Annotated in this window: 35 protein-coding genes; 22 read left to right on the forward strand and 13 right to left on the reverse strand. The window is 60.6% G+C overall.

The window, feature by feature from the left end:
* Positions 1–44: 44 nt before the first annotated feature.
* The 8 genes from FVF58_RS09615 to FVF58_RS09645 all read left to right on the forward strand — a co-directional run bounded on the left by FVF58_RS09615 (position 45) and on the right by FVF58_RS09645 (position 7,926).
* Complete coding sequence (locus tag FVF58_RS09615) at positions 45–1,457, forward strand: baseplate J/gp47 family protein (protein WP_149669669.1); 1,413 nt, start codon at positions 45–47, stop codon at positions 1,455–1,457.
* Between the two features lies 1 nt (position 1,458).
* The gene (locus FVF58_RS09620; protein ID WP_149669670.1) at positions 1,459–2,304 is read left to right on the forward strand and encodes a DUF2612 domain-containing protein; all 846 of its coding nucleotides are present in this window, start codon (positions 1,459–1,461) and stop codon (positions 2,302–2,304) included.
* Positions 2,305–2,319: 15 nt separating this feature from the next.
* Positions 2,320–3,318, forward strand: coding sequence for a hypothetical protein (locus tag FVF58_RS09625; RefSeq protein WP_149669671.1), 999 nt, complete (start codon positions 2,320–2,322; stop codon positions 3,316–3,318).
* Entirely contained in the window at positions 3,318–3,845 is a 528-nt protein-coding gene (locus tag FVF58_RS09630; protein WP_149669672.1) for a DUF4376 domain-containing protein, read from the forward strand. Before FVF58_RS09625 ends, FVF58_RS09630 begins: the two co-directional genes overlap by 1 nt.
* A gap of 83 nt (positions 3,846–3,928) precedes the next feature.
* A complete protein-coding gene (locus FVF58_RS54135; RefSeq protein ID WP_281291169.1) occupies positions 3,929–4,060 on the forward strand; it encodes a hypothetical protein in 132 nt (43 codons plus the stop codon).
* 6 nt (positions 4,061–4,066) lie between these two features.
* Positions 4,067–4,957, forward strand: coding sequence for a RodZ family helix-turn-helix domain-containing protein (locus FVF58_RS09635; protein ID WP_149669673.1), 891 nt, complete (start codon positions 4,067–4,069; stop codon positions 4,955–4,957).
* Positions 4,954–6,702, forward strand: a complete 1,749-nt coding sequence (locus FVF58_RS09640) for an autotransporter outer membrane beta-barrel domain-containing protein (protein WP_149669674.1) — start codon at positions 4,954–4,956, stop codon at positions 6,700–6,702. The genes FVF58_RS09635 and FVF58_RS09640 overlap by 4 nt, the downstream gene beginning before the upstream one ends.
* Positions 6,703–6,831: 129 nt before the next feature.
* Positions 6,832–7,926: an acyltransferase family protein gene (locus FVF58_RS09645; protein ID WP_149669675.1), complete on the forward strand. Its 1,095-nt coding sequence runs from the start codon at positions 6,832–6,834 to the stop codon at positions 7,924–7,926.
* Between the two features lie 75 nt (positions 7,927–8,001).
* Here the strand turns inward: FVF58_RS09645 and FVF58_RS09650 are convergent, their stop codons facing one another.
* The 3 genes from FVF58_RS09650 to FVF58_RS09660 all read right to left on the reverse strand — a co-directional run bounded on the left by FVF58_RS09650 (position 8,002) and on the right by FVF58_RS09660 (position 10,150).
* Positions 8,002–8,808 carry an SGNH/GDSL hydrolase family protein gene (locus FVF58_RS09650; protein ID WP_149669676.1) on the reverse strand — a complete coding sequence of 269 codons (807 nt, stop codon included), beginning with the start codon at positions 8,806–8,808 and terminating at the stop codon, positions 8,002–8,004.
* Positions 8,809–8,891: 83 nt separating this feature from the next.
* Positions 8,892–9,659: an antA/AntB antirepressor family protein gene (locus tag FVF58_RS09655; protein ID WP_188130769.1), complete on the reverse strand. Its 768-nt coding sequence runs from the start codon at positions 9,657–9,659 to the stop codon at positions 8,892–8,894.
* Between the two features lie 53 nt (positions 9,660–9,712).
* Positions 9,713–10,150 (reverse strand): GIY-YIG nuclease family protein, encoded by a 438-nt coding sequence (locus FVF58_RS09660; RefSeq protein WP_149669678.1) that lies wholly within the window; start codon positions 10,148–10,150, stop codon positions 9,713–9,715.
* A 90-nt stretch (positions 10,151–10,240) separates the two neighbouring features.
* Here FVF58_RS09660 and FVF58_RS54685 point away from each other — a divergent pair, with 90 nt between their 5' ends.
* From FVF58_RS54685 to FVF58_RS09695, 7 genes are all read left to right on the forward strand, one after another.
* Positions 10,241–10,450, forward strand: a complete 210-nt coding sequence (locus tag FVF58_RS54685; RefSeq protein WP_149669679.1) for an Arc family DNA-binding protein — start codon at positions 10,241–10,243, stop codon at positions 10,448–10,450.
* Between the two features lie 107 nt (positions 10,451–10,557).
* Positions 10,558–10,776 (forward strand): holin, encoded by a 219-nt coding sequence (locus FVF58_RS09670; protein ID WP_149669680.1) that lies wholly within the window; start codon positions 10,558–10,560, stop codon positions 10,774–10,776.
* 3 nt (positions 10,777–10,779) lie between these two features.
* Complete coding sequence (locus FVF58_RS09675) at positions 10,780–11,223, forward strand: lysozyme (RefSeq protein ID WP_223191139.1); 444 nt, start codon at positions 10,780–10,782, stop codon at positions 11,221–11,223.
* A gap of 898 nt (positions 11,224–12,121) precedes the next feature.
* Positions 12,122–13,042: a hypothetical protein gene (locus tag FVF58_RS09680; RefSeq protein WP_149669681.1), complete on the forward strand. Its 921-nt coding sequence runs from the start codon at positions 12,122–12,124 to the stop codon at positions 13,040–13,042.
* A 10-nt stretch (positions 13,043–13,052) separates the two neighbouring features.
* Positions 13,053–13,685 carry a phage tail fiber protein gene (locus FVF58_RS09685; RefSeq protein ID WP_149669682.1) on the forward strand — a complete coding sequence of 211 codons (633 nt, stop codon included), beginning with the start codon at positions 13,053–13,055 and terminating at the stop codon, positions 13,683–13,685.
* A gap of 6 nt (positions 13,686–13,691) precedes the next feature.
* Entirely contained in the window at positions 13,692–14,012 is a 321-nt protein-coding gene (locus tag FVF58_RS09690; protein WP_149669683.1) for a phage fiber-tail adaptor protein, read from the forward strand.
* A 45-nt stretch (positions 14,013–14,057) separates the two neighbouring features.
* Positions 14,058–14,429, forward strand: coding sequence for an HNH endonuclease (locus FVF58_RS09695; RefSeq protein WP_149669684.1), 372 nt, complete (start codon positions 14,058–14,060; stop codon positions 14,427–14,429).
* Here FVF58_RS09695 and FVF58_RS09700 read toward each other — a convergent pair.
* Complete coding sequence (locus tag FVF58_RS09700) at positions 14,353–15,225, reverse strand: NUMOD3 domain-containing DNA-binding protein (RefSeq protein WP_188130770.1); 873 nt, start codon at positions 15,223–15,225, stop codon at positions 14,353–14,355. The two genes, FVF58_RS09695 and FVF58_RS09700, sit on opposite strands and share 77 nt — an antisense overlap.
* A 72-nt stretch (positions 15,226–15,297) precedes the next feature.
* Here FVF58_RS09700 and FVF58_RS09705 point away from each other — a divergent pair, with 72 nt between their 5' ends.
* The 4 genes from FVF58_RS09705 to FVF58_RS09720 are packed head-to-tail and all read left to right on the forward strand — an operon-like array spanning position 15,298 to position 16,965.
* Entirely contained in the window at positions 15,298–15,492 is a 195-nt protein-coding gene (locus tag FVF58_RS09705; protein ID WP_149669686.1) for a hypothetical protein, read from the forward strand.
* Positions 15,489–15,800 (forward strand): hypothetical protein, encoded by a 312-nt coding sequence (locus FVF58_RS09710; RefSeq protein WP_149669687.1) that lies wholly within the window; start codon positions 15,489–15,491, stop codon positions 15,798–15,800. Before FVF58_RS09705 ends, FVF58_RS09710 begins: the two co-directional genes overlap by 4 nt.
* A 9-nt stretch (positions 15,801–15,809) precedes the next feature.
* Positions 15,810–16,253, forward strand: a complete 444-nt coding sequence (locus FVF58_RS09715; protein WP_149669688.1) for a hypothetical protein — start codon at positions 15,810–15,812, stop codon at positions 16,251–16,253.
* A gap of 1 nt (position 16,254) precedes the next feature.
* Positions 16,255–16,965 (forward strand): alpha/beta hydrolase family protein, encoded by a 711-nt coding sequence (locus FVF58_RS09720; protein WP_149669689.1) that lies wholly within the window; start codon positions 16,255–16,257, stop codon positions 16,963–16,965.
* Between the two features lie 323 nt (positions 16,966–17,288).
* On the opposite strand, the gene FVF58_RS09725 is transcribed toward FVF58_RS09720, so the two are convergent.
* Genes FVF58_RS09725 through FVF58_RS09750 form a run of 6 tightly spaced genes read right to left on the reverse strand, consistent with a single transcriptional unit; the run spans position 17,289 to position 19,329 of the window.
* Entirely contained in the window at positions 17,289–17,555 is a 267-nt protein-coding gene (locus FVF58_RS09725; protein ID WP_149669690.1) for a hypothetical protein, read from the reverse strand.
* Positions 17,552–17,833, reverse strand: coding sequence for a hypothetical protein (locus tag FVF58_RS09730; RefSeq protein WP_149669691.1), 282 nt, complete (start codon positions 17,831–17,833; stop codon positions 17,552–17,554). The genes FVF58_RS09725 and FVF58_RS09730 overlap by 4 nt, the downstream gene beginning before the upstream one ends.
* A gap of 37 nt (positions 17,834–17,870) precedes the next feature.
* Entirely contained in the window at positions 17,871–18,197 is a 327-nt protein-coding gene (locus FVF58_RS09735; protein ID WP_188130771.1) for a phage protein NinX family protein, read from the reverse strand.
* Positions 18,194–18,799, reverse strand: coding sequence for an ATP-dependent DNA ligase (locus tag FVF58_RS09740; RefSeq protein ID WP_246216997.1), 606 nt, complete (start codon positions 18,797–18,799; stop codon positions 18,194–18,196). Before FVF58_RS09740 ends, FVF58_RS09735 begins: the two co-directional genes overlap by 4 nt.
* A 1-nt stretch (position 18,800) precedes the next feature.
* Positions 18,801–19,031, reverse strand: coding sequence for a hypothetical protein (locus FVF58_RS09745; RefSeq protein ID WP_149669693.1), 231 nt, complete (start codon positions 19,029–19,031; stop codon positions 18,801–18,803).
* A gap of 4 nt (positions 19,032–19,035) precedes the next feature.
* Positions 19,036–19,329 (reverse strand): hypothetical protein, encoded by a 294-nt coding sequence (locus tag FVF58_RS09750; RefSeq protein ID WP_149669694.1) that lies wholly within the window; start codon positions 19,327–19,329, stop codon positions 19,036–19,038.
* A gap of 764 nt (positions 19,330–20,093) precedes the next feature.
* On the opposite strand from FVF58_RS09750, the gene FVF58_RS09755 reads away from it, so the two are divergent.
* Entirely contained in the window at positions 20,094–21,386 is a 1,293-nt protein-coding gene (locus FVF58_RS09755; RefSeq protein WP_149669695.1) for an aspartate carbamoyltransferase, read from the forward strand.
* Between the two features lie 22 nt (positions 21,387–21,408).
* Here the strand turns inward: FVF58_RS09755 and FVF58_RS09760 are convergent, their stop codons facing one another.
* Positions 21,409–22,278, reverse strand: coding sequence for an alpha/beta hydrolase (locus FVF58_RS09760; protein WP_149669696.1), 870 nt, complete (start codon positions 22,276–22,278; stop codon positions 21,409–21,411).
* 221 nt (positions 22,279–22,499) lie between these two features.
* Entirely contained in the window at positions 22,500–23,276 is a 777-nt protein-coding gene (locus tag FVF58_RS09765; RefSeq protein ID WP_149669697.1) for an NAD(P)H-dependent oxidoreductase, read from the reverse strand.
* Positions 23,277–23,365: 89 nt separating this feature from the next.
* Between FVF58_RS09765 and FVF58_RS09770 the strand changes: the two genes are divergently transcribed.
* Complete coding sequence (locus FVF58_RS09770; RefSeq protein ID WP_149669698.1) at positions 23,366–24,259, forward strand: LysR family transcriptional regulator; 894 nt, start codon at positions 23,366–23,368, stop codon at positions 24,257–24,259.
* Positions 24,260–24,442: 183 nt separating this feature from the next.
* Here FVF58_RS09770 and FVF58_RS09775 read toward each other — a convergent pair whose 3' ends face one another.
* The gene (locus FVF58_RS09775) at positions 24,443–25,324 is read right to left on the reverse strand and encodes an aldo/keto reductase family oxidoreductase (protein WP_149669699.1); all 882 of its coding nucleotides are present in this window, start codon (positions 25,322–25,324) and stop codon (positions 24,443–24,445) included.
* 138 nt (positions 25,325–25,462) lie between these two features.
* Between FVF58_RS09775 and FVF58_RS09780 the strand changes: the two genes are divergently transcribed.
* Complete coding sequence (locus FVF58_RS09780; protein ID WP_149669700.1) at positions 25,463–26,365, forward strand: LysR family transcriptional regulator; 903 nt, start codon at positions 25,463–25,465, stop codon at positions 26,363–26,365.
* Positions 26,366–26,399: the final 34 nt, after the last annotated feature.

A 26,399-nucleotide genomic window follows, 5' to 3' on the forward strand; every position in this document is an offset into this window, starting at 1 on the left:
AAACAACCAAGCCCGCCGCGTGCGGGCTTTTTTGCGTCTATCCAATGCCGACGAATATCCCCGCACCGCAATTTACGGCGACAGGCTTCGTAGCGCCGGCTGAGTCGGCAATTCTCGCGGGCGCGCAACTCGATATCAATACTGCCTTCGGGGGTGTGCTCGATCAGTCGCTGACGACTCCTCAGGGCCAGTTAGCGATGTCCGAGGCCGCGATTGTGGGAGATGCGAACGCACAATTCTTGGCGCTCGCAAACGGAGTCGACCCGGCATTCGCATCTGGCCGGATGCAAGACGGCATCGGGCGCCTGTACTTCCTCACGCGCCTCGCCGCACTCCCGACCACGCTGCAAATCTCGTGCTCTGGTGGCCTTAACGTCAACATCCCCGTTGGCGCGCAGATCCAGGATGCAAGCGGAAACCTCTACGCCTGCACGACCGCGGGCACGATCCCCGCAAGCGGATCGATCACGCTTTCCTTCGCCTGCATGACAAACGGCCCGATCGCCGTTCCGTCGAGCAATAGCGTCTCGATCTACCAGGCTATCTCCGGCTGGGATTCGGTTACGTGCATCTCGGGCGTAATCGGGCGCAACGTCGAAAGCCGCACCGCGTTCGAACTACGCCGGCAGCAAAGCGTGGCGATGAACAGCATCGGCATGCTCGACTCGATCCTCGGTAACGTGCTGAATGTTTCCGGCGTGGTCGATGCGTACGTGCTCGACAACCCTACTGGAAGCCCTACGACGATCGGCGGCGTGACGCTTGGCGCGAATAGCCTGTATGTCTGCGTGGCGGGCAGCTATACGAATCTCGCGGTAGCGCAGGCCATCTGGACGAAAAAACCGCCCGGCTGCGCCTATACCGGCAATACGACGGCCACGGTCACCGACCCGAATCCGCAGTATTCGACGCCACCTAGCTATTCAGTGAAGTTCCAGGCCGCGGTCAACACGCCGATCTTCATCGCGGTCACGCTGAAGAACAGTTCGGCCGTTCCGTCAACCGCGCTGACTCAGATTCAAGGCGCGATCGACAACGCATTCTCGGGTGAAGATGGCGGGATTGTGCCGCGCCTCGGTTCCATGATTTTCGCGAGCCGGTTCTACGCCGGCATCGCATTGCTGGGGTCGTGGGCGCAAATCATCTCCGTGCAGATCGGCTGCGGGAACAACCCTTCCGCGACCTTCACGGGTTCCATCTCGGGCAACACTCTCACCGTCTCGAGCGTCGCATCGGGCGCGCTGGCTGTTGGTCAATATATCGCTGACGCTGCGGGGGCGATCGTCTCGGGTACGCAGATCACGGCCGGTAGCGGAACCTCGTGGACGGTAAGCATCGCGCAGACGGTAGCCAGCGAAACGATGTATGGCGTTGTTCCGAATCAGAACGACGTCACCATGAACATCAATCAGGAGCCGACGTTTGCCGCGGCGAATGTGATTCTGACGTTGGTGTGATATGCAGAACTACGAGCAGACCATACTGTCGCAGTTCGCGAATTCACCGACGATCTTATCCCTGATCGAAAGCTTCAATGATGCTGTCGATCCGCGCGCCAATATTGACGCCTTCTATGAAAATGTTTGGAATATAGAGACGGCATCCGGATATGGGCTGGACGTCTGGGGTCGGGTGGTCGGAGTTTCACGCGTCCTCCAGGTCTCGTCTGGCGCATGGCTCGGCTTCGAAGAGGCCGGAGACGGTGCGGTCGATACACCGTTCAACGTAGCGCCCTTCTATAACGGCACCGCCACCACAGGTAATTACGCGCTGACGGACGATGCGTTTCGAACGCTCATTCTCGCGAAGGCGGCAGCCAACATCACGAACGGGTCTATCCCGAGCATCAATCAGATCCTGATGATCCTGTTCGGGAGCTCTGGGGCATGCTGGTGTACCGATGGTCAGAACATGACCATGACGTACACGTTCGAATTTCAGCTAAGTCCAGTTCAGTTCGCGATTGTCGCTCAATCTGGAGTACTTCCCAGACCCGCTGGCGTACAGGTCACCATCATCCAGATTGGCCTGGTGAACGATGGCGGAGTCGTCACGTTGGGCGCCGGGATTGTAGGCTGGCCTACGTCACCCTCGGGTCTTTCTGCTGGCGCGCTTTATAGCAATGGCGGCGTCGTCTGCGTAGCCGGAACGACGACACCTAACCCGGCCGCACCTCCCGTCTATCTCGCGACAACCTCTGCGTCAGTGCTGCTCGCACTGGGCGGCGCAAATCTTCCTATCAGTCTGTCCGGCCTCGCCAATGGGCAGCTCTGGAATAACGGTGGCGTTCTGTCCGTCGCCTGAACCTATTGAGAGTTTATGCAAGCCTCCCAATCACCCGCAGCCTTTGTCGCGCCGTTTGCCAATGCGGCCGGCGCCGGTTTCATAAGGACGATCCCGGCTGCCTCGCAGATCGGAATCACCGATGGTGCAGCAAGTTTGCACGACGGCTATCCGCCCAAATGCTTTTCTCCGGTGGCCGCAGGCGGCGTGCCGCCATTCGGGCAGGACACAAACGGCATTTTGTACCAGACAACTGCTGGCGTTCAATGGCAACAGGTTGGCGGTCAACCGATCTACAACTCGACTTTCTCGACAGCCATCGGCGGCTATCCCAATGGCGCGATTTTGCAGAGCGCAGACGGGACTGGCTTCTGGCGGTCGACTGCTGACAACAACACTTCGAACCCCGATACCGGTGGTGCGAATTGGTTGCCGATGTTCTTCTCGACGTCGACCGCGATTGCGCTAACTAATGCGAACGTCACGCTGTCCGCGGCCCAGTACTCGAAGCCGATTATCGTTCTGACTGGCACGCTTACTGCGCCGGTCGCGTTGACTTTCCCGGCTCTTGTCCAGCAATGGACGGTCCTCAATTTCACCGCTGGTTCTTTCCCGGTCACCGCGCTAACTAGCGGCGGAGTCGCTGTCACGTTGTCGCAAGGCGGAAAGACGGAGCTGCGTGGGAATGGGGCGAACGTCGTTGTTGACGCGCTTCAGGTAGGGGCGCCGGTTTCGCCGGGCCATGCTGTCAATCTCGCCCAGTTCATCTCCGGTTTCAACGGCAACGGCGCCTATTACGTCTTTCCGGGTGGCATGCAGCTTTCCCGCTTCAGCTTGCAGGCAAATGGGAATAGCTCAGCAATATGGACTTTCCCTTTGGCTTTCGCCTCGCCTCCGCAGCTCTTCGCAACGGTTGTCACCCCTCCTTCGGCCACTCCTAGCGCGATATGGTTTTCCTCGTTTAGCAACACCTCGGCGACCGTATTTAACGCAAACAGTGCCTCGATCAACATTGACGTATTGGCGGTGCTCTGATGACCCAGAAGGTCTATTACGACGTAACAACCGGTGCCATCACCGGTATGTACGATGATGCGGTGCGTCCATCTCCCTCTGTCCCGAATGGGCAGGCCGCTCTCGCCGTCACGCCAGCGCAGTGGGTCCAAATCGGCCCGGAATGGGGTGTTGTCAACGGCACTCTAACGACGTTGCCGGTCGTGGTGTCGACCCCCAGCCTCGCCCAGCAAGCTCAGGGCGCACTGTCCGCCGGCCTCACCATCACTTCGACCGGCACACCCGCGCTGGATGGCGTCTATTCGGTCAACTCGACTGCCCAGCAGAACATCACCGCCACGCAGCTTTACGTCACGGTGAACGGCAAATTCCCAGGCAGTAGCGGAACGATGTCGTGGTCACAGGCTAATGGTTCGGTTGTCACCTTTCCGAGTGTGGCTGAGTTTCAGGCATTCGCCTCGGCGGTCGCGTCCTACGTCGCTGACCTGCAAGAAATCATTCTGACTAACTCTGGCTCATTGCCGGAAGCGACTGCCACTCTCCCATGATCCACGGCCTCCCCCAACCTCTGACGGGCGCTGAACTCGTCACGATCAAGCAGCTACAAAACGGCAACTGGGCGGAATGTTCAATGCCTCTATCCGAACTGGCCTCGCTGCTCGGATCGTCCAGTTCCACCGCGTGGGCCACTGGCCTGCCGACCGAAAAGCCCTCCACTGCTGGCGTCGTCTGGAATGACGCGGGCGTAGTCTCCATCAGTTAAAAATCCATGAAGAAAATACTTCTGACGGCCCTTCTGGTGCCGGCGATGGCGCTCGCCCAGACCTACCCCTCGCCGACGTTCAATAGCATCACGCTGCAAACCCCGCTGCCCTCCTCGAGCGGCGGCACGGGTACGTCGAGCGTGACCGGCACAGGATCGGCGGTTCTGTCGAACTCGCCGACACTTGTTAGCCCCGCTCTGGGTACGCCATCTGCCGTTGTGCTGACGAACGGGACCGGCCTTCCAGTAGCGGGACTGACGGGACTAGGAGCCGGCGTCGCTACGTCTCTGGGCGCGGCCGTCACCGGTTCAGGTGGTTCGGTTCTCTCGACCTCTCCGACCATCGCAAGCCCAACCGTTACCGGCAGCTTCACAGCAACCGGCCTAGTGACTCTGGCCGACCATGCGACTCAGGCGGCCAATACGGTGATTGCGAACGCAACGGGCTCGGCCGCATCGCCGACTGCGTTTGCCGTGCCGAGCTGTAGCAGTGCGACGAGTGCTCTGCAATGGACTAGCGGCACGGGATTCACATGCAATACCGGCTCCGCGCCTCTGGCAAGCCCGACGTTCACTGGCACCGTGACGATTCCGAGTGGCGCATCGATCACGGGCTATCTGACGACTGCTAGCGCAGCTTCGACTTACGCGCCGTTGGCGTCGCCGGTGTTCACCGGTACGCCTTCCCTGCCGACTGGGACGACTGGCGTCACTCAGACGGCGGGCAATTCATCGACTGCACTTGCCACGACTGCCTTCGTCGGCAGCGCTATTACCGGCATCTCGACATCCACATTCGGCACGCTGTATCTCGCGTGGTTCAACAGCCTACCGACGACATTGCCGGCATCGGCTGGCGTTCTGTGGAACAACGGTGGAGTCCTCTCCAAGTCATGAACAAATTCCTGATCAAGCTGGCCGCCTTCGAGGCGGCTTTTTTATTGGTGATCGCGCCGCTAGTTGCGTCGGCTCAGTCCTATCCGGCGCCGACTTTCGGCAGTCTCGTTCTCCAGAATCCGCTCACCCCGGCCAATGGCGGCACGGGCGCGACGACGTCCACGGGTACTGGCTCGGTCGTGCTGTCGAACTCTCCCACATTCACGACGCCCAATCTCGGCACGCCGTCCGCGGTGACGCTGACCCACGGCACGGGCCTGCCTATCTCGACGGGTGTATCTGGCCTCGGGTCTGGTGTTGCGACTGGCCTGGCCAATGGCGTCACCGGTTCGGGCTCGCCCGTGCTTGCCACATCGCCGACGCTGACGAGTCCCGCACTCGGCACACCTTCGGCGGTTACGCTCACGAACGGCATAGGCTTGCCAATCGCGACTGGCGTCTCCGGACTGGGAACGGGCGTAGCAACCGGCCTCAGCAATGCCGCAACGGGTTCGGGTGGGCCCGCATTGTCGGGATCGCCGACGTTCACCGGCACCGTAACCAATAACAGCGCTGGTAATTCGTTGACGATTGGTGGATCGACCCCAGTAAATGGCAGCCCTGGTACGTTCTTCTATCCGACATACTTCGGCAATGCGGGGACGGGCGTTGCGGCGAAATTCAATCGCATGCAAGTCGGGACTGAAGCTCTCAGCAGCCTTGATCTGATCACGGGCAACAATCAAACGACATCCTCCTGGGTTTCATCCTGGCTCCCCGCAGCAATGCCTTTTGCATCGATTGCAGTCACCAGCCAAATCGGCGTCAATGCAATTGTGGCGGCTTCTCGCACCAGCGACTATCGCACGTGGACAGGTGGCGCGAGCGGGGGCGCGGGCAGTTATTTCTTCGCCTTGAACGATGACACGGGCACAGGCAATCCGATCGCGTGTGGCTTGTGTGGCGTTGTGATGCGTGCGTCGGGCGTAACGGGTATCTCGCTCAATCAGTTGGACGTCAGCAACTTCGGGTCGGTAGTTGACGCCACGCCAAATGGAGGCGTCGTAGGAGGCACGACATTCGGCCTTGGCATCACGGCGGGCGCGTATTACAACACTCTCAACAATGCCACAGCGGCCATCTATATAGGTGACGGGCAGAACGCGAAATTCCGCAAGGGGATCATTTTCTTCGCCGGCACGAATAGCGGCCTGGACACGAGCGTCGGCGCTGGTGGTGGTGGTGTTGCTATCGAGATGGGAACGGGGCAGTCCCTTCGATGGCTTGACAATACCAACGCGGTTAAAGCGGAAATGTGGGGGACTTCGACCGGCGTAGCCATTCCGCAAGGTCTGAACGGCGTGACGAACGGCGTAGCAGCAACGGCGGGGAACATCGGCGAGTATCAACCGGCAAACACCACCGGCACGTCTCTTACAACGAATACGCCCGCCAACTGCGCGAGCAAGTCTCTCACGGCGGGGGATTGGGACGTGTGGGGTACGGTTACCCTTGTTCCTGCGGGGACTACTACTGTGGCGGCTCTGTATGGTGGTATCAGCACGACATCGGCCACCCTTCCATCGCTAGGTAACTATGCGGACATTGTCGCGACATTTGCGACCGGTCAAATACAGACTCTTTCTGTCCCGATGCAGATAGTCAATGTATCTAGTCCGACAACTGTATACGTAGTAGGTCAGGCTTCATTCGGTGCGAGCACTGCGACTTGCAACGGTAACCTTTACGCTCGACGTCGCCATTGACCCTTGGGCTGCGCCGACTTTCTGGCGCAGCGGATACGCGCAGACAAGATAGACCAGATCAATTTTTGCGCGTCGCCAGGACTAAATTCCGTGTAGCATTCACCTCCATTCGATCGGAGGTTGGATGCCATGAAGCAGGAAAAGTTGGATTTTGTGAGCGCATTGAGGGGGCTGGCGGCATGCTATGTCGCATTATTTCACCTCCCGCATCTCGCTGGGCTCCTAATTCCATCGTGGTTCCAGCCGTTTTCGGATGCGGGAATGTCGGCGGTGAGCTTGTTCTTTGTCATCAGCGCATTCACGCTATGCATGTCGACGGCCTCGCGCGCTGAAGAGAATGCGCCGATCCGAAACTTCCTCATGAGGCGTTTTTTTCGGATCGCGCCACTCTTCTATATCTGGATCGTTCTTGGGTGCGTCCGAGATTATTTAGTTTACGGCACCATTCACAGCGAGAAGGATGTCCTTCTGAATGCGACATTCTTGTTCAACTTCTCGCCGTCGACCGTTGAGGGCATTCCTTGGGCAGCGTGGACCTTGGGCGTCGAGATGGTCTTCTATGTACTTTTCCCGTGGATTTTCCGAGCTCTGAGTGACTTCGGGAGGGCATTCCTTGCGCTTGCCGTGACGGGACTCGTGGGCATCTGGTGGGAATCAGCAATGCACGCCGTTCCCGGCCCGTTCTGGATGTTTGGGTTTCTGTCTCGCCTGCCGATCTTCATCCTTGGCATCTGCGTCTATCACCTATATGTGAGCGCGCGCCGATGGAGCCAGGAAGCAAAGCGCTATGCTGGATGCATTGCGCTCGGTTCGGGCGTCTTTTGGTACATGGCGATTGCCTACCGGAGCCCATCCGAACCACTCCTTCCGCTCGACTATCAGCAAGCGCTGTCATGGGCATCGATCGCCTTCGGTCTGTCGCAAGTCGGCGGCCGGTTCGTTGCGAACCGGGTAACAAATTTCATGGGTGACATCAGCTATTCGTTTTACCTTACGCACGCGACGGTGTTCAACCTGATGGCTGCGGTATTCGCGTGGGTTATCGTCCATTCTGGTATGCATCAATACGGCCTCTTCGTTTGTTATGCGATCGGCACTTTTGTCGTCGCCGGGCTGTCGTATGCTCAATACCGGCTCGTAGAGCAGCGTGGAATCCGCTTCGGGTCTCGGCTTATTCGCCGGCTTGAGTCGCGCGCCCCTATCGAGCGAGCGGCCCCTGAATGAATTGCCCCGCGCGAAAACCTAACGCGAAGATCGACAACCAGCCGCCTTTCGGCGGCTTTTTTACGCAAGGCGCCGCTAATGCATCGCCGATTGCAGCCTGTAAGCCACAAGCTCACCCAAGATCTGATGCCCCAAGTCATTCGGGTGAATCGGATCTTGAGTTATGTCGATTGCATTAAGCTGACCCGCCGCTTCCTCGGGCAGAAGCGCATTCTTCAAACTGACATACGGCAGGTTGAATTCCTGCTCGACCGGGACGTGCCAGTCCTGCGCGTTGTGCCCTGAGCGGTCCATCACGGCGAGCATCACGACGGCCGGATGTGACGGTGCATTCAGGATCTGCTGCACGAGGTCGCGATAGCTCGCTGTGCTGTTGCTGTCCCACTGGTCGTTCACGTCGAAATCGACGATCACGAAGTCGGGGTTGTATTTCAGCACGTCGTTCTGGACCCGCTGCGCGCCGAAGGTCGAATCGGTCTGGCCGATGCCGGCATTGATCAGTGTCATCTTTGACTGCGGGAACGTCGCCTGCCACCAGCCGAATACGCGGTTGACATAGCAGAACTGCGGCTGGGTGCACCATGCGCCTTGGGTAACGCTTCCGCCAATCGCCGCAATGGTGATGGGCTGGCCTGATTGGGCCTTGGCTATGACCGCCTTGATTCGGGTGTCGTCGCCATAGTTGACCACCGAACGATTGAGGACTGACGCGTCGACGATGCAGGTCGGCTTGGCCGCGGGATCGCTGATGAGGCATGGGTTGCCGGCCGCTTGCGTGGATGGCGCAGCACTTGGGGCCGAGTCGCCGCCACCGCCGCCACATGCGGTCAGCGCGCAGACGAGCGCAATCCCCACGGCTGTGGCCGTGATATGCTTGAACATGATTCGCTTCCCTTACGTGAGAGTTGGGGTTTCGGGTCAAACAGCGCCTCGCTCGGTTGCCGCCGATGCGGGGCGCTCCTGTTTTAAGCTGCGTCTTTTCCCAATGCCGGAATCACTTCCGCCGACCACTTGATCTGCTGGATTGGAACGCCGCTTCCGTGCTTCTTGCCGGTGTCGTAGATCCGCGCGAAGTCCTTGCCGGCGTCCGTCACTTCCCAGTGCTCGCCGCGCTTCATCTGGAAGCCGGATTCAGCGAGAAGCAGGTTCATGCCGCGCGCCGACGTACCGATCTGCTTGCCGAGTTCGGTTGGCGTGTAGTACTTCGATTCCTGATTGGCCGCGGTGATGTGCGTTTGGCCCATGAGCTGGAGTACGTTGGTTCCTGAGACAGCCTGCACTGCCTGGTTTGCGCTGATCGCGGCGGCCTGCTTGTCGCAGCCGATCAAAGTGGCGACCCCGAAGAATGACGGGAACAACTGAGCGGCGTCGCGGATCTCGGACAATGTAGCGGGTGATTTTTCGGTGTGTGCCGATTTAGCTCGGCGCTCGCACTCAAGGAAGTAGTCGCGGACCTCGAAGCCCTTGTCGCTGCCGCTCATCATCGCAATGTGCTTTGATGCGTCGATGGTCAGCGTGTATTCCTTGCGCGGGCGACCTCCAGAAAGGTTTTCTACCTGTTCGTAGGAAAGGTAGTCCCGGCCCTCAACGAGACGGGCGCGTTTGATCTGGTCGCGCATCCACTGGTTGAAGTCTCGCGAGATACCAAGGAATGCATACAACTCACGCGCATCGGCGGATTGAACGGTTTGGCCACCGATGTTGCTGCTTGAAATACTGATAAGATTCGACACGTTGTTTCCTTCGTTTTGGTTGCGACACAGGCCCTGAACGTAATCCGCCAAGATCACGCGTTCGGGGCCTTTTCTTTTTGTCCTTCGATTTCGCGGAGTTTCCGCAGGGCGGCGACAAGCTCGATGTTCTTCGAAGTTCCATTCCGAGTGGCCTTGTCTTGCAGCCAATCGTCGACATCCTTTGGGATTCGATACATTGACCGGACGCGATCATCACCCCCACCTAGCGGCATGATCACGTTGTGCTTGGGACCGAACTTGGCTATGTACCTTGCCTCGACTTCGTTGAGATTGTCTTCTGGGCACTCAATAACGAAGTACGAATCGAACATCTTCCCTGCATCATTCAGATGACTGCCGATGCGAAGATTGCAATTGATCGACTGCCCCACGTACACGATTTCTCCGGCTCTCATCAAGACATATACGCCGCAAGTCTTCTTGACCGACTGGGCTAGTCCTGCGATGTGCTCGGCGCTCAATGAATTCATCTAGGTTTCTCCGTGCTATGATTTGTGCTACCACGGTGATATAGTAGCACCGTACTAGTACATGTCAAGCATCTCTCAGGAGAAATTTTTATGGCTCGGTCAGACCCGCAGGTGAATATCCGAATGCCCCAAGAGCTAAAGGACCGACTAGAAGCGGCCACGACAGAGACAAACCGATCGCTCAATGGCGAGATACTTGAGCGTCTGGAGCGCTCATTTGATGCGCCCACCGTCGAGATAGGCGAGGCATCGTTAGACGCGATAGAAGCCCGATTACGACATGCGCTTAAGCATAAGTAGACGGCTAGATTTCTAGCCGACCCACAAGCCGCCCACCGAGGCGGCTTTTTACGTCCAGACCAAACCAACAGCCGCCATCGAGCGGCTTTTTCATTTCCGGGGCATCCATGACCATCGGCGACCAAGCCGCAGACCTCGCGCGCAGCGACATCGTAGCCAGCGCCGCGAAGGCGCTTCCTCCTGTCTCGGTGGCAAGTGCCACGCTGCTTGGCATTCCGCTGGCGGACTGGGTTCTTCTTCTGACGGCGGTCTACACGCTGCTTCAGATCATCGTCTTTGTCCGCGACAAGTTCTGGCGTCAACGCAGGAAGCATCGAAAGGAGTGAGTCATGAGCATGCAGGTCTCCCCCGCTGGCGTAGCGCTTACCAAATCAATGGAGGGCTGTTCATTGACGGCCTACCCTGATCCGGCAAGCGGTGGCTCTCCGTTCACCTGTGGCTATGGCCATACAGGTTCAGACGTGAAGCCGGGGATGACCATCACGCAGGCCAAGGCCGACGCATGGCTTGACTATGACATTGCCCGCTCCGCCCAGATCGTCAACTCGCTGGTTCATGTCTATCTCAACCAGAACCAGTTTGATGCACTCGTTGATTTTGTCTTCAATGTCGGCGCGGGCAATTTCCGATCGTCCACCCTGCTCCGCCTCGTCAATGCGGGCAGCTTCGCCGCGGCGGCAGACCAGTTTCCTCGGTGGACTCAAGCCGCAGGAAAGGTCATGCCCGGACTCGTGAAGCGTCGCGAAGCCGAGCGCGCTTTGTTTGTCTCATAAATTATTCGCCACACGAATATTCGCCGTTTATTCGTCTCACGCATAAACACTTCCTAGCCGTCTAGGGCTTCGATCCATGACACAAGTTGTTGTTGTCCTTACGACAGGCAGCTCGTGGACGAACCCTGCCGGTGTCACCAAGGCCGATCTGGTAGAGGTCTGGGGCCGTGGCGGTAACACCGGCACGAGCAGCACGTCCGCGACGGCTGGCGCTGGCACGGGTGGTTACTCGTCCGCGGCGAACGTCACGCTCTCCGGTTCGACCACTGCCTATGTGCTGGGCACGACCTCGGGCGCTGCGTCCTACTTCGGTGGCACCAGTCTCGCCACCTCCCTGGTCGGCGCGAACGGCACGGTTGACGTCGCAGGCGGCTCGACCACTGGTGGCGCGGGCGCATCGATAACTGGTGCGGTTGGCACGACCAAGCTCCCCGGTGTGGCCGGCGGTGCGGCGAACACTACGGGTCAACATGGCGGCGGCGGGGGTGGTGCACCGGGGCCATCAGGCGCCGGTACAGTCGGCGGTGCTGCAACCTCAACAACGCCTGGAGCTGGTGGCGCAAGCTCTAGCGGTGCAACAGGCGGTGCTGCGGGATCGGGCACAACCGGCAATGGCGGTGCGGGAACATCGAACGCGAGTGGAGGCAGTGGCGGGGGCGGTGGCAACGGCGCAGGCAGTTCAAGCCAGGGCGGGACCGCTGGCTCACCTGGGGCGGGTGCTGGTGGTAACGGCATCGGTGCGGCAGCTCCGGTCGCAGGGGGCGGGCCCCAAATCAGAATCACGTACACGATTCCATCGGCCGTCACGTCATCCGGGTTTGATGCTACGACCGGAAGTGCGCCGATTGGTGGCAGTGGACCGGCCCAAGCGAGTGCGTTTGATGCTGTCTTTGCTGCGGTGCTCGTCGGCGGGTCGATCAGCCTCGGCACTATCACTGCACTCAATGCGGTTAGCGGTGCGGTCGCCATTCGCGGCACCAGCATCGTTTCGGCCATCGCGCTCGAAGCGTCAAGCGGGACAGTTGCCATTGCGGGAACGACTTCGCTATCGGCATCGGCTCTCGACGCAACCACATCGAATACCGCTGTCGTCGGCCGCGGTGCGATTGCAACAACAGCGCTTGATGCCGTCGCGGGCAACGCGACCGTCTCTGGTCTAGGTGGCGTCACGTCGACTTCGCTCGAGGCTGTCACTGCGTCTGTGGCCTCATCCGGCTCGGGCGCGATAAGTGCCGGGGCCAATGATGTCACCTCAGCCAGTGTCCTCGACGGGGGCTCTGCTGGCATCACTGCATCAGGCCTGAATGCAACCTCGGCCAACGTGGCCATCTGGGCGCCCGGTGCCGGGTCGATTCAGGTCAGCGCCCGCGTCGCAACGGCAGGCTCGGTATCGGTTGCCGGGCTCGCATCGGTCGCACTCGCCGCGCTTGATGGCGTGGCCGGGACGCTCGCCATCGGCGGCGCCGGGAAGATCAGTGCCGCAGCCAATGACGCGACGTTCGCGGCGCCTTCGATCAGTGGAAATGGCCGTGTCTCTGCTATTGCGCTCAATGCCGCCGTATCGGGCGTCGTCATCTCAGGCGGCACGCCCCAAGCACTCATCTCTGTTTCCGCATTAAACGCGACGGCTTCCAGCACTCGCGTGTATCCCTTCCGCACTCCCGAAAACGTGGCGACGGTCCCGGCTGAATCGCGGGTCGCAGGCGTCGCAAGTGAAATTCGCACTACAGCAGTACCTAATGAAATACGCACTACGGCTGTTCAACCTGAATCCAGAATCTCGGCGGTAGCGGCTCAGTCCCGCATCGCCACCGCATAAGGAGCGAGCGATGCTCGACACGCAATACAAGATCAACAAGAAGATCGACAATGAGTATCGCGGTCAGTCGAACGCGTTTCCGGCCACGCGCTATGCCGGCCTGATCGTCGCCTCTGCCGGGCAATCTCCGCGGAGTACCGCCGTTGCGCTGAATGCCTACACCGTGCCAGCCGCGCTCAATGGGCGCATGTACAAATGCACGACTGCCGGCACCACAGGATCGGGCGAGCCCGCATGGCCGACGACCGCAGGAGGGACTGTCACGGACGGCACCGCGGTATGGACGGAGCAAACGACTGCGCTCCAAGCCGGCACGATCCCAGAGGGCTCCGCAACGGGTTATGCGCGCGTCGCCATCACTTCGTCGCTCGCCAACTGGGCGGGCACGCAAGGCGCAGGAACGACGGTCGCATCAACTGGTACGAGTGGGCAGATCAGCAACAACAATGCGATTGCGTTCGCTCAAGTCACGACCTCGCTCGGCCTCGTAGTGGGCGTGGGTATGTGGGACGCCTCGACGTCGGGGAACTGCTGGGAATTCGCCATCCAGTCCAGCGGCACGCCGACGAACATCACTGCGAACATCTCGCCCAACGTCGCAGCGGGGGCCTTGGTGATCGGCTACAGCCTGAACGGCCAGTAATCAATCATGCTCCCCGCCCAATGGAATGGCCCGCTCGCAACATATCAGATGGGGCCGCTCGAAGTCCTCGACTTCGGTATCAACTGGTCGTCATGGCTTCAGCCCGGCGAAACCATCGCCGGCACGCCCACCGTATCGCAGTCTGACGGCGACGGGCTCCTGACGATCAACCCCAATGGCAATGCCACGCTGGTGAGCGGCGGCATCGCGACATGGTGGCTCAGTACGCCCAGCGTAGGCGTGACCTATTCCGTCCACGTGACCGTCATAACCAGCCAGGGCCGCACCGTTACGCGACGCATCGCAATACAGGGCGTCAGTCGCTAGGCCCCTTCACTTCCCTTCTGAGCCCGCCACGAGCGGGCTTTTTTTATGCCCATCGTTCGCCATCTCATCGATGCTGCCCAAGGCAAGCATCCGGTTACCTCTGCGCGCTCGAATCACTGGCCCGCAGTTCGTGAGCAACACCTGAAGTCGCAGCCCGTTTGCGTGGTCTGTGGCGGCAAGGACAAGTTGCAAGTCCACCATATCCGGCCATTCCATTTGCATCCCGATCTTGAGCTCGATCCGAACAACCTGGTCACCTTGTGCGAATCAGGAAAGGGCGGCGTCTCATGCCACCTCTTTGTAGGCCATCTTTCTAATTTCCGCGGCTGGAACCCGAACGTCAAAGAGGATGCAGAGACGTGGAAGAAGAAGTTAGCAGAGAACAAGGAACGGATTCAGAATCATCAACAAGAGTGAACGAGCGAAGGCGCTCGTAGAAAACTTCGATGCTATTGCTTTCGATGAAGGCGTGACGCTCAATCAGGCCGCGCCTGCCGCGAGTCTCCGAGATATGCAATCCGAGTTCTCGGAAGACGCGCATGAGTGCTTTGATGCCAATCTTTCTGCCGGTTCGCTCCAGGTGGGAGGCGATCATGTCCTTGTTGGACATTTTCCGGAAGTAGCATTCCAGAATCAAGGCTCGATCAGCATCAGCCCATGAACCGGCATTCATTCCAGTTGCCCAGTTGCGGCCCTTGCTTTTCTCACCGATTCGCTTCCTCGTTTCTTCTGAGTGAGCCCTGCCGAAGAAATGGTTTTTTTCGCCAATCTTCGACCTGAGTGCTGCGATGTGATCTAAGGAAAGCTTCTTTCCCTTGTGGGCAGCGCTGAGTTTCTGGCGCGTCTCAGCGGAAAGTTTGCGACCTGACATGGCCAGAGAAATTCGCTGCTTGTGCGTTTCGAGGTATGCGCCGCCCTTCCCGCCCTCTGCGGAGTTGTAACCCAAGGGCGCCATGCATGCGAAGTGTTCAATCCAAAATATCTCACGCTCAAAACGGTGGTCTTTGGATTGACAGGCCTCGACCATTTCCCAATGGAAGTTTTCAAATCCGTACTTTGCCAATGCTCGGTGGAAGTAGGCAGTCGATTTGCCAGCCAAGTTTTCGTGAGCCTTGCGCCGCTTCGATAGGGTTTGAGCGGTCTGGCCGATATAGATCTTCCCGTTAATCAGGTTCGTCGCTTTGTAGACGATTCCGAAAACTTCAATGCTCACGATTGTTCTTCCTTTTTGGACACCTTAGCAATTATACCTCAAGAACCGTCCGTTATCGGACAAGGAGCATCTGTGAACGATCTCATCAAACCCGTCTCGGTCGGCCTGCTGTTCGTCTTCCTGGCTGTCTGCGATTTCCTGCATATCAATGACCCGATGCTGCGCGACGCGGCGTTCGCAATGATCGGGGTCATCACTGGCTGGCATGGCGTTCTGAGCCTGCCTATCAGCATTGGCAAGTCTGCACCAGCAGCGCCCGCAGCATGAAAGCCCTAGCCCTCGCGCTGCTGTTCTCGCTGGGCGGCTGTGCGGGCTCTGCAACGTTTAGCGTCCGCCCTTTCCTCGATCCCGACACCGGCAAGATGGAATGCTGCCAGTTCTCGGCCATGGATTGGCGCGACATAGGCTCTCTGAACATCGACGCCAACAAAGCCGCCGACGGATCGATCGTCGTCCATTACTCCGCTACTGCCATAGGCGCTACTGCACCCACGCAAGCCCAAGGCGCTGTCATCAGCAACGTCGCTGGCGCCGTCTCCAATGCCGCTGCCGCGGCGATCAAACTAGCCCCTTAAGGATCCACCATGCTTCGCAAATATGCTGCTTTCGCGGCAGGCTTCGCCGTGCTCGCGTTTTCTGGCTGCGCATCGAACGCACCCGTCAAGCTCACTCCCGCTCAATTCGTCGCCGCGGTGTGCCCATCGGTTCAACAAGCGTTCACGATCGCTCCGACGCTGACCGCGCTGATCCCGGCAGATGCTCAAACGAAAATCGCCGACGCCAAACCGATCGTCGACGCATCGTGCGCTGTTGGCGCGACTATCTCGACGGACACGCCGGCCAAGTTCGTGGCAACCGTGTTCCCGGCTGTCAGCGTGATCGTCGGCGCTGCGCCTGATGATGTGCTCAACCAGAACATGAAGGCGCAGATTCAAGGCGCGATCCTGCTTGCTGAACTCGGTGTTGGTACTGTGACCGCGGTCGCTAACGCTAATGCCGCCTCGGCGCCGGTTGCGGCGAGCCAATAACATGGACTTCTCCAAGGTTCTCGCCGCGGCGAAGTGCTCGCAAGCGGCCTACATTATCGACCCAACGCAGGCGAAAGTTGCCTTTGAGTCCCTGGGCCACACGTTCGTCAGCCAGTATAAGGACAATGATAGCCAGGCCGTGCTGTCGCTTAACTCGACTGGTGCAACATGCCTCAGCATTTCGGGAACACGCTTCTCGGCGGGCAAGATTGGCGATCTGTTTGATGACGTACAACTTGAGCCAGTCGATGTCGGCAATGGTGCGAAGGTCACGCGCGGCGCGTACGAGAGTGCCAAACAGATCTGGGAGTGGGCGCTGAAACTTGCGCCGGCCGGAACGGTCTTCAATGTCTGTGGTCACAGCCTCGGCGGTTGGAGAACGGCCTACACGCCGATGTTCATCCCTGCGGCGCAGATCGGCGAGCTCCACGCCTTCGAGCCGCCCAAAGGCGCGAATCTGGCCTACTACCAGAAGTATGTGCGCGAGCTCGCGAGGCTGGTGATCGTTGGCAACGGACTGGATATCTGGTTCGGCTACCCACGCCTAGGGGAATGGATGCACAGGCCCGGTTTGATGGCCCATCTGCAACAGACTGGCTTTCAGTTGATCGACACGAGCAAATGGCCTGGCGGACTATCGTTGGGCGATCACTCGATTAATCTGGTTGTGAACCGGCTTCAGGCGATAGTCGGTGCTGGCGTGCCGGCCTAACAGCCCAACCGTTGTAAACCGCAATTACAAGCGGTAGACTGTCTACTGGAGTGACCGCTGGTTGGCAACCAGATTCTAGAGCGAGGTCGGCGCAAGCCGAATAACTGAGCGAGTGCAGTGTCGTAGGCGCGGCCCCGGAGTACCGGACAAAGCTAGTGTAGAGAGTTTGACAACGATCCAGCGAAGACAGGCGCCTTGATACGCTGGTGATGAAATCCGAGTAAGTGTTGTTGAAAGCACCGCAAGCGGGACAAGCCACCCGCCACTCCAGCCCCATTCGCTGTATCCCGTCCGAGGCATTGCGCCTTGGGCGGCACCCCTCTTCAGCCCGCTTCGCGCGGCGCTTCTACCTCTTCAAATCCTTGCGCTCTCAGCAACTCTGTCGCCTCCTGCGTCAGTTTGTAGTGAAATGCGCCATTCTCGATCCTGACTGATTCGACCCATTGAATGGGGTCGCGTGGCGGCCACACCTCGATCACCTTCTCCATCATCGCCTGCTTTGTTTCCTCGTTGTAGGCGGCTCCGTTGAAACTCAATAGCCCCTCAACGAGCGCTTCACGCACCTTCTCGCGGTATTCGGCTTCAGTCACGCCCCCTCCTTCGGCGGCGATATCATCGCGACTGCCTTCGAGATCAGCGCGGCCGATTGAGCGGCTCGCACTTCCAACTCAGCGATGCGCCTGTTCGCCGCCTCCAGCTCATCCGCTGCCTTGCGAAAAATCCCTTCCAACGCTTCCCGCACGTCATCAAACCTGACGAATTCGCCGTCGAGTTCACAGGGAACCATGCTGTGGTCGCCCTCATAGTCTCCAGCTAGATCCCATCGCGTCAGCTTCGCCAGCAGTGCTTCGACCTGTTCTCGTGTCATCACCCATCCCCGTTAGCCCAGTCTGACTGGCGCGTCTCTAGCCCGCAGTCTGCGGCGCATCCCAATCTTCTATTTCCTCGCCGCACTCAAATTGCACGTAAAGCCGCAACAGGAACGGCAGTAGCTCATCGCCATCAGGCCATGAGTCGACGACTGGATTGACGCCGTGGATTACGCCGAAATTTTTGGCGATGATCGGACCACCCTGCGCCCAATCGGTCGATGGTGCCCAATCGTTCTTGGTGCCGCTGCCATCGGACCATTCGCCCGTGAGCGTCGACGGCACGTCATCGACTGACTTGTACCCTTCCGCTCTCGCCACCCAAAAATCGAGAAGCGGACCAGACAATTCAGAAACTTTCATTCTTTCTCCTTCCTGCTGTATCCCGCCCATTTTATCTTCAGCCAGTCCCGTGACCGACCGCGCACGTAGGGCGATGCCAGCCGCTTGGCCACCATGCCCTCAAAGCCGTGGGTCTGAACCAACCCAAACACCGCCACACCATCGCCAATAATCCCGCTCACAAACGATAGCGCATCCGTATCATCAAATGAGTCTCGCAGGATGCGTTTCCGCTCGATCAGCGGCAGCCCGCGCAAGTCTCGTCTGTTTGCCAGCATGTCAAACACGTAAAGCCTCGCGGGGCATCGCCGTACAGCCGCAGGAACGTTTCTGGGTGAGATGGTTTTGGCCCGCTGCTGGAGCAACCCAAACTCGCTGCCGCGACCACTGCCGATCGCCAGTTCCGTGTCCCATACGAAGTCGCCGGGAACTGCAGCGACCGCCTGCACGATGTCGGTAAACGAAACGTTCAGCGGGTTGCCGATGCGCGATATCAGTTCGACGTGATCGCCTGTCTTGCGGACGAGGCAGCGGTAGCCGTCATATTTCCATTCGAATAGCCAATCCGGGTCGGAGAATGGGCGCGATCGAAGCGTCGCCAGCATCAAATCTGACGCGTCCATCTCAGTCGGCGTCTGTCCACTTGACAGGAGCGAGCATTTCCGTTGTCGTATCTATCCCCGCGCTCTGCAGCGCCGCGTCGATCTTCGCCAGTTCCGTCGTGAAGTCCAGCCTCCACGACTCGCCCTCGCTGGTCACGGTCATGCCGTTGTGGATCACAAGGGTATAGCGGGCGAGTAGCAGCGCCTGGACTAGCGGCGGCTGGTCTGCCGGGTCATCGGGGCGATCGGTCATGCTGTTACCCCGCTTCGTAAGGCGGCGCATCCATCAGCCAGCCAGCAACTTCCGCACGCGCACTGAATTTCGGAGCGGCCGACCATTTCGTGAACTGCGCGTCGAACTCCGACCAAACGAAGTCGTTCAGATCAAACTCTTCCACCACAAGCCCGCTGCCGTCTTCACACAGGAACGCATAGACCACCGCGTTACCGTTCCAATACGCCACGATTCCATCGTCAAGATCGGCCGTCGTTCCAGGCGGGAAGTCCCGTAGCAGCATCGAAACGTGTTGCTCGAAGTCTTTCTGGTTCATGGCGGTCTCCTGTGGGTGCAGGTTAGCAGCAGGAAGTGGGCCTAGTCACGCGTCTGGATCCGGTCGGGTATTTCCTCGTCATCCGCCCCGATCGCCCGCACCCAATGAACACAACCGCGCTCGGGCATCGCTTGGACATACTCGCGCCCGCCTTGCACGCAAAGTGCGTGCGATCCACCTGCAATGTCGCCGCCCCAATGTTCACAGAGGCGGCATGGTCGGTCCGTGGTTGATGAGTTGAAAAGGCCCATGGCGACGCTCGCTGAACACTGTATGAATGAACAGTATAGCCGCAAAGACTTGGGCTATTAGACAGGGTCTTGCCTGTCTAATAAGTGCTGTCCAATAGGCAGCAAAGCCGCGCCGGTTGTTGCCTCTTTCTTGAGCAACGCATTAGACAGCGATTCGCTGCAGGCCTTACCCATAAAGGCTCGCCGCTATGGCGAATCTTCTGACGACGGAACAGCGTGCTCCGGTCAGATGAGCGGCTGTTTTTTGGCTTTGGCGCCGACGTTCGGGCGGTTCGCGGCGAGGCGAACGCGCGACTCGTCCGCGCGCGACAGCGCGACGCTCGCGAAAGCGTGGCGAGCGAGGGTCGACGGGCGGAGTCGGAGCGTGGGGCCGGAGTGCATGAGGCGCAGTGTAACCGGGTCCGGCGCCCGCTGGCAAAGCACTTCGCAAAAAGCGCTTGACTTCTGCGCCGAGGAAACTAATATACGCACCGCGTACATTTCCCGCCTAATCCTTCTCCGACAGGTGCCCCCATGAGCGTTCCGCAACAAGCCTTCCTACGCGATGCGATGCGTCGCCTGAACATGACGCGCGACACCTTCGTGAGCCGCATCGGCGTGTCGCGCCGGGCGCTCGACACGTGGCTTCTGCCGGATGATTCGCAGGAATCGCGGGCCATGCCGGAGATCGTCGAGCGCTTCGTGTCCGAGATAGTCGTACACGGCGACCCTGCCGAAAAATATACGCAAAGCGTAGATTCACAGTCGCTCGCCAGCCAGATGCTGTTCGAAGGCAAACCGCAGTTGTTGTCGGTGGATCAGTTCTCGCGCGACTCGGTGGAGGCGCTGTTCCGGGTGGCCGACATCATGCAGCCGATCGCCCGGCGCCGCAAAATCTCCCGCGTGCTCGAAGGCGCGGTGCTCGGCAATCTGTTTTTCGAGGCCAGCACGCGCACTCGCGTGAGCTTCGGCGCGGCGTTCTGCCGGCTGGGCGGCTCGGTGTGCGACACCACCGGCTTCACGTTTTCGTCGATGGCCAAGGGCGAGTCGATCTACGACACCAGCCGCGTGATGAGCGGCTACGTGGACGCGCTGGTGATCCGCCACCCGGAGCAAGGCTCGGTGGCCGAATTCGCGCGCGCGACCAACGTGCCGGTGATCAACGGCGGCGACGGCCCCGGCGAGCACCCGAGCCAGGCGCTGCTGGATCTGTACACGATCCAGCGCGAATTCTCGCGGCTCGGCAAGATCGTCGACGGCGCGCATATCGCGCTGGTCGGCGACCTGAAATACGGGCGCACCGTGCACTCGCTGGTGAAGCTGCTGGCGTTGTACCGCGGCATCAAGTTCACGCTGATCTCGCCGCCGATGCTCGAAATGCCGGGCTACATCGTCGAGCAGATTTCGCGCAACGGCCACGTGATCGAGCAGACCCACGACCTGACCAGCGGGCTGCGCGGCGCCGACGTGGTGTACGCGACACGCATCCAGAAAGAGCGCTTCACCGACGAGTCGTTCGAAGGCTATACGCCGGACTTCCAGATCAATCAGGCGCTGGTGGACAGCGTGTGCGGCGCCGACACGCTGATCATGCACCCGCTGCCGCGCGACAGCCGGCCGGGCGCGAACGATCTGAGCGTGGACCTGAACCACGATGCGCGGCTGGCGATCTTCCGCCAGACCGACAACGGCATACCGGTGCGCATGGCGATTTTCGCGGTGCTGCTGGGTGTCGAAAAGCTGGTCCAGCATTCGATGCGCGATGCCGCATGGCGTCCGCCCGCGTATCTGGGCCCGGACGACGCGGTGTTTCACGGCATCGACTGAACGGCGCCCGCGCGCGGCGGATTCAGCTCGCGGCGCCTGTCATGCCGCTGGCCATGTTGCTCGCCACGTGCGCGTGCCTGAACGCGCCGGCGAAGAACAGCACCTGATACTGCACCGCGTTGGCCCAGTACTTCCAGGTGTGGCCGCCGGGCCGCTCGGCGTAGTCATGCGGCACGCCGAGTTCGACGAGCCGCTCGTGCAGCGTGCGGTTCGACTGCACCAGCGAGTCGTTCACGCCGCAGTCGATCGTCAGCGCGATATGCGCGTCGCCAAGACTGCGCGCGTTCTCGACGATCGCCTCGCTGTTCCAGAAGCCGGCGTCGCGGGCCGGGTCGCCGAACACCTGTTCGATGCCGGGCTCGTTCTCGCAGCCGCGCGGGTCCACCGCGCCGCTGATGCTGCCCGCCGCGCCAAACTGATCCGGGCGGTCCAGCGCGATGTGCAGCGCGCCGAAGCCGCCCATGCTCAGGCCGGTAATCGCGCGTGCCTGTTTCGCCGCAATCGTGCGGAAGTGTTCATCGATGTAGGCCACCACCTCCGTGCCCACGTAGGTCTCGTAGCGGCTGCGCGGATCGACCGGGCTGTCGATGTACCAGCTCTCGCGACCGCCGTCGGGCATCACGAGAATCACGTGATAGCGGTCGGCCAGCTTGCCGATGGGCGAATTCGCGGTCCAGTCGGTGTAGTCGCCGCCCGAGCCGTGCAACAGATAGACAACCGGGTAACGCTCAGCGCCCTTGCCAGACGTATATTGATCGGGCAGCACGACCGTCGCGTCGAACGACTTGTGCATCGCCGCGCTCGGAATGCTAACCACGCGCGATTGAAATGCCCATGCCGGAGACGTGACGAGCAGCGTCAGAACGAGCCAGAACGCACGAACTGGATTCATGGTGTGTCGCTCTCCCTGTCTAGGTGTCCGAACAACACTGTCCGGCATGCGTCGGCAAACGGTCGGACGACTGTAGCAATGGCGACTTACAACCAAATTTCAGCGAAACATACGGTTCCGTCAGCGGGAAGCGGCAACGGGGCCGTGTGTCGAGGCGCGAACGTTCGCGCCTCGACACACGGCCGATGCGTGCCGGGCACGGCCAGACTCCCGCGCGCCGCCTATTCGACGTGCGCGGCGAAGCCGACCCGCTCCGGTGCAAGATCGGCCCGCAAGGTCAGTTCAGGGATCGCATACGCCCCGCCGTTCTGCTGCCGGAACGGTATCGGTTGGGTCTTCCACAGATCGTCGAGCCGCTGGCCCAGCGCGTCGCGAACTTCGCCATAGTTCGCGTCGTCGATCCGGCTCGTGCGGTACACGACGAACGGCGGCAGCACGTCGAAGCCGGGGTAGTACAGAATGCCGTGCTGGATCGGAAACAGCACGTCGTCCATCGGGCCGTTGATGCCGCGCGGACTGTAGTGCGACTCCCAGCCGCCGGTCGTGACGATCAGCATCGCGCGCTTGCCGGTGAACTTGCCCTCGCCGTAGCGCTCGCCCCAGCGCGCATCGGAGTGCTCGCCGACGCCGTACGCGAAGCCGTACGCATAAACGCGCTCCACCCAGCCCTTCAGAATGGCCGGCATCGAGAACCACCACAGCGGAAATTGCAGGATCACCGCGTCCGCCCACCTGAGCTTGTCCTGCTCGCGCGTGATGTCTTCGCTCTGCAGACCGTTCTCGAACGCATGCTTCGATTCGCGCGACGGATAGAAACGCTCGCTGGCTTGTCTGTCGAGACTGTCGTTCGCATCGAGCGAGGCTTTCCAGTTCATCGCGTACAGGTCGGAAACCTGCACGACGTGTCCGGCCTCTTCGAGACGTTTGATCGCGAAGTCCTTGAGCGAGCCGTTCAACGACTTCGGTTCGGGGTGCGCATAAACAAGCAGAACTTTCATGACCGTGCCTTCCTTCGTGATTGAATGACACGACGATAGGCCTCGCTCAGGTATATTGGAAATGAATTTCCAATATGTGAGGTATTGCATTGGTTAATCTCAGAAGCCTCGACCTAAACCTGCTGGTCACGCTCGACGTACTGCTGTCGGAGCACAACGTGACCCGCGCCGCCGAACGGTTGAACTTCTCGCAGCCGTCGGTCAGCGTGCATCTGGCCAAACTGCGGGACGCGCTCGGCGATCCGCTGCTGCTGCCCGCCCCGCGCGGCATGCGGCCCACCGCGCGCGCCGAGGCGTTGCGCGAACCGCTGCGCGAGGCGCTCGAAGCGCTCGAACGCGCGGTGGCCCCGGCGAGCCCCTTCGATCCGGCGGCGGCGGCTCACACGTGGCGCGTCGCCGCGAGCGACTATGCGGAGTCGACGATCATTCTGCCCGCGCTGGCAGGTCTGCGCGCGGCGGCGCCGGGCACGCGTCTGGCGGTTGTCGAAGCGGCACCGCAGCGCATTGCGCGGCAAGCGGAACAGGGCGAGATCGATCTGGCATTCCACACCAGCGAAGGCGCCCCCGAAGGATTGCGCCGGCGCTTGCTGTTCGCGGAGCGCTATGTTCTGGCGGGCCGCGCGGGTCATCCGCGCCTGAAGCGCCGGCCGTCGCTCGCGCAATTCTGCAAGCTCGAACACGTGATCGTGTCACCGGCGGGCGGCGGATTTGTCGGTGTCACCGACACCGTACTCGCGAGCGCGGGGCTCACGCGCAAGGTGGCGCTTTCCGTTCCGCACTTCCTGTTCATGCTGTCGGTGCTGGCGAGCACCGACCTCGTGGGCATGCTGCCCGAACGGCTCGCGCGCGGCTCCCGTGCGCTGCGGGTTGTCGAACCGCCCGTGCAGGTGACGGGCTACGAGATGGCGATGCTCTGGCATGAGCGCTCGCATCGCGACCCGGCGCATCAATGGCTGCGGGAGTTCATCGCGAAGTCGGTGTGACGCGACGCGGGGCGAGCGGCGGCAGGCACGCCCCCGCGTGCGTCAAGCCGCGCCACCGTTGCCGGGGCACCGCATGTATTCCACGAGCCGCCGTCAATCTTCGTAAACGCTCGCGGTGCTGACCGGCACGTTGTGCGATCGGCCGTCTTGGCGCGGCGTTTTTCACAACCGCGAGCCGCGCAATCAAACTTCGCCGCCGGGCTTGCCGATCGCGTTCAGTTCGTCGAGTACCTCACCGGTCAATTTCAGGCGCCCCGCTTGCAGGTTTTCACGCAAATGCCCTGTCGACGACGTACCGGGAATCAGCAGAATGTTAGGTGCCCGATATAAAAGCCAGGCCAAAGCCACCTGCATAGGCGTCACGTCGAGGGTCTGCGCGATGCCCGACAGCGCCGACGACTGGAGCGGCGTAAAGCCGCCGAGCGGGAAGAACGGCACATAGGCGATTCCCTTGCCGGCCAGATCATCGATCAACGCGTCGTCGTCGCGATGGACCAGGTTGTAGTGGTTCTGCACGCAGACGATCTCCGTGATGCGCCGCGCCTCGGCGATCTGCGCGGCCGTCACGTTGCTCAGGCCGATGTGCCGCACGAGCCCACGCTGCTGAAGTTCGGCAAGCGACGTAACCTGCTTTTCGATCGAACCTTCCGAAGGCGCATGCACGCTGCCCATGATCCGCATGTTGACGACCTCCAGCACGTCGAGGCCGAGATTACGCAAATTGTCGTGCACGCCGCGCTCGATATCCGCCGGTTCGAACGCGGGCAGCCACGCGCCGTCGCCACCGCGTATCGCGCCGACCTTCGTGACGATCACGAGATCGTCCGGATAAGGATGCAGCGCTTCGCGGATCAGCTGATTGGTGATGTGCGGGCCGTAAAAATCGCTCGTATCGATGTGATTGACGCCCGCGGCCACCGCTTCGCGCAGCACCGCGAGCGCGGCGTCGCGGTCCTTCGGCGGCCCGAACACGCCGGGCCCGGCGAGTTGCATCGCGCCGTAGCCCATGCGGCGCACCGTGCGGCCGGCTAGCGGAAAAGTATCGCTGACAGTGAAATTCGACATGACGCGCTCCTCGATAAGTGGATGAACCGCAGTATCGCCGCGATTGCATTGTTAAATAAACAGGTCTAACGTGTACGGGTTGTTCAAAAATTTCAACAATCGCATTTTTTCCCGCGTTATTTCCCGCGTCATCTCACGATGGAATTGAACGACCTCGCCGCCTTCGTCTCAGTCGCCCGCGCAGGCGGCTTTCGCGACGCCGCGCGCATCAGCGGCGTGTCCGCGTCGAGCCTCAGCATTGCCGTGCAGCGGCTGGAGACGAAGCTCGGTCTGCGGCTGCTGAACCGCACCACGCGCAGCGTCGCCCCAACCGAAGCCGGGCTGCGTCTGCTGGAAAAACTCACACCGCTCTTCGGCGAGATGGAGGCGGCGCTCGACGTGCTCAACGGCTTCAGGGACAAGCCGACCGGCACCCTCAAGCTGAACGTGCCTTCGAGCGCGGCGCGCATCGTATTGCCTGGCGTCGTCGCGCCATTTCTAAAGTTGTACCCCGACATACGCGTCGAAGTGGTGGTCGAGGACGGCTTCGTCGATGTGCTGTCGATTGGCTGCGATGCGGGCATTCGCTACGACGAACGCCTCGAGCAGGACATGATAGCGATCCCGATCGGGCCGCGCGTGCAGCGCTTCGCGACGGCCGCGTCCGCCGCCTATCTCGACGTGCACGGCCGCCCCGGGCATCCGCGCGAACTGCTGGCTCACGCGTGCCTGCGCGGTCAGTTCGCCGGCGGCGCGACGCCGACCTGGTATTTCGAACGCGATGGCGAGGTGCTGCAGTTGAATCCGTCGGGACCGCTGCTCGTGCGCCCCGGCGCCGCGATCGATCTCGCGGTCAGTTGCGCGCTCGCGGGCGTGGGTGTCATTCATCTGTTCGAAGACATGCTTCGCCCACATCTCGACAGCGGCGCGCTGGAGCCCATTCTCGAACCTTGGTGGCAATGCTTTTCGGGGCCGTTCCTCTACTATCCCGGACGCCGCCACTTGCCCGCGCCGTTGCGCGCGTTCGTCGACTTCGTGAAGGCGGCCAACTCCCGGGACTGAAGCGCTCATGCGTCGTTGCGGCAGGCATCCGATA

Origin of the sequence: Paraburkholderia panacisoli (assembly GCF_008369935.1) — a bacterium.
Lineage (GTDB): Bacteria > Pseudomonadota > Gammaproteobacteria > Burkholderiales > Burkholderiaceae > Paraburkholderia > Paraburkholderia panacisoli.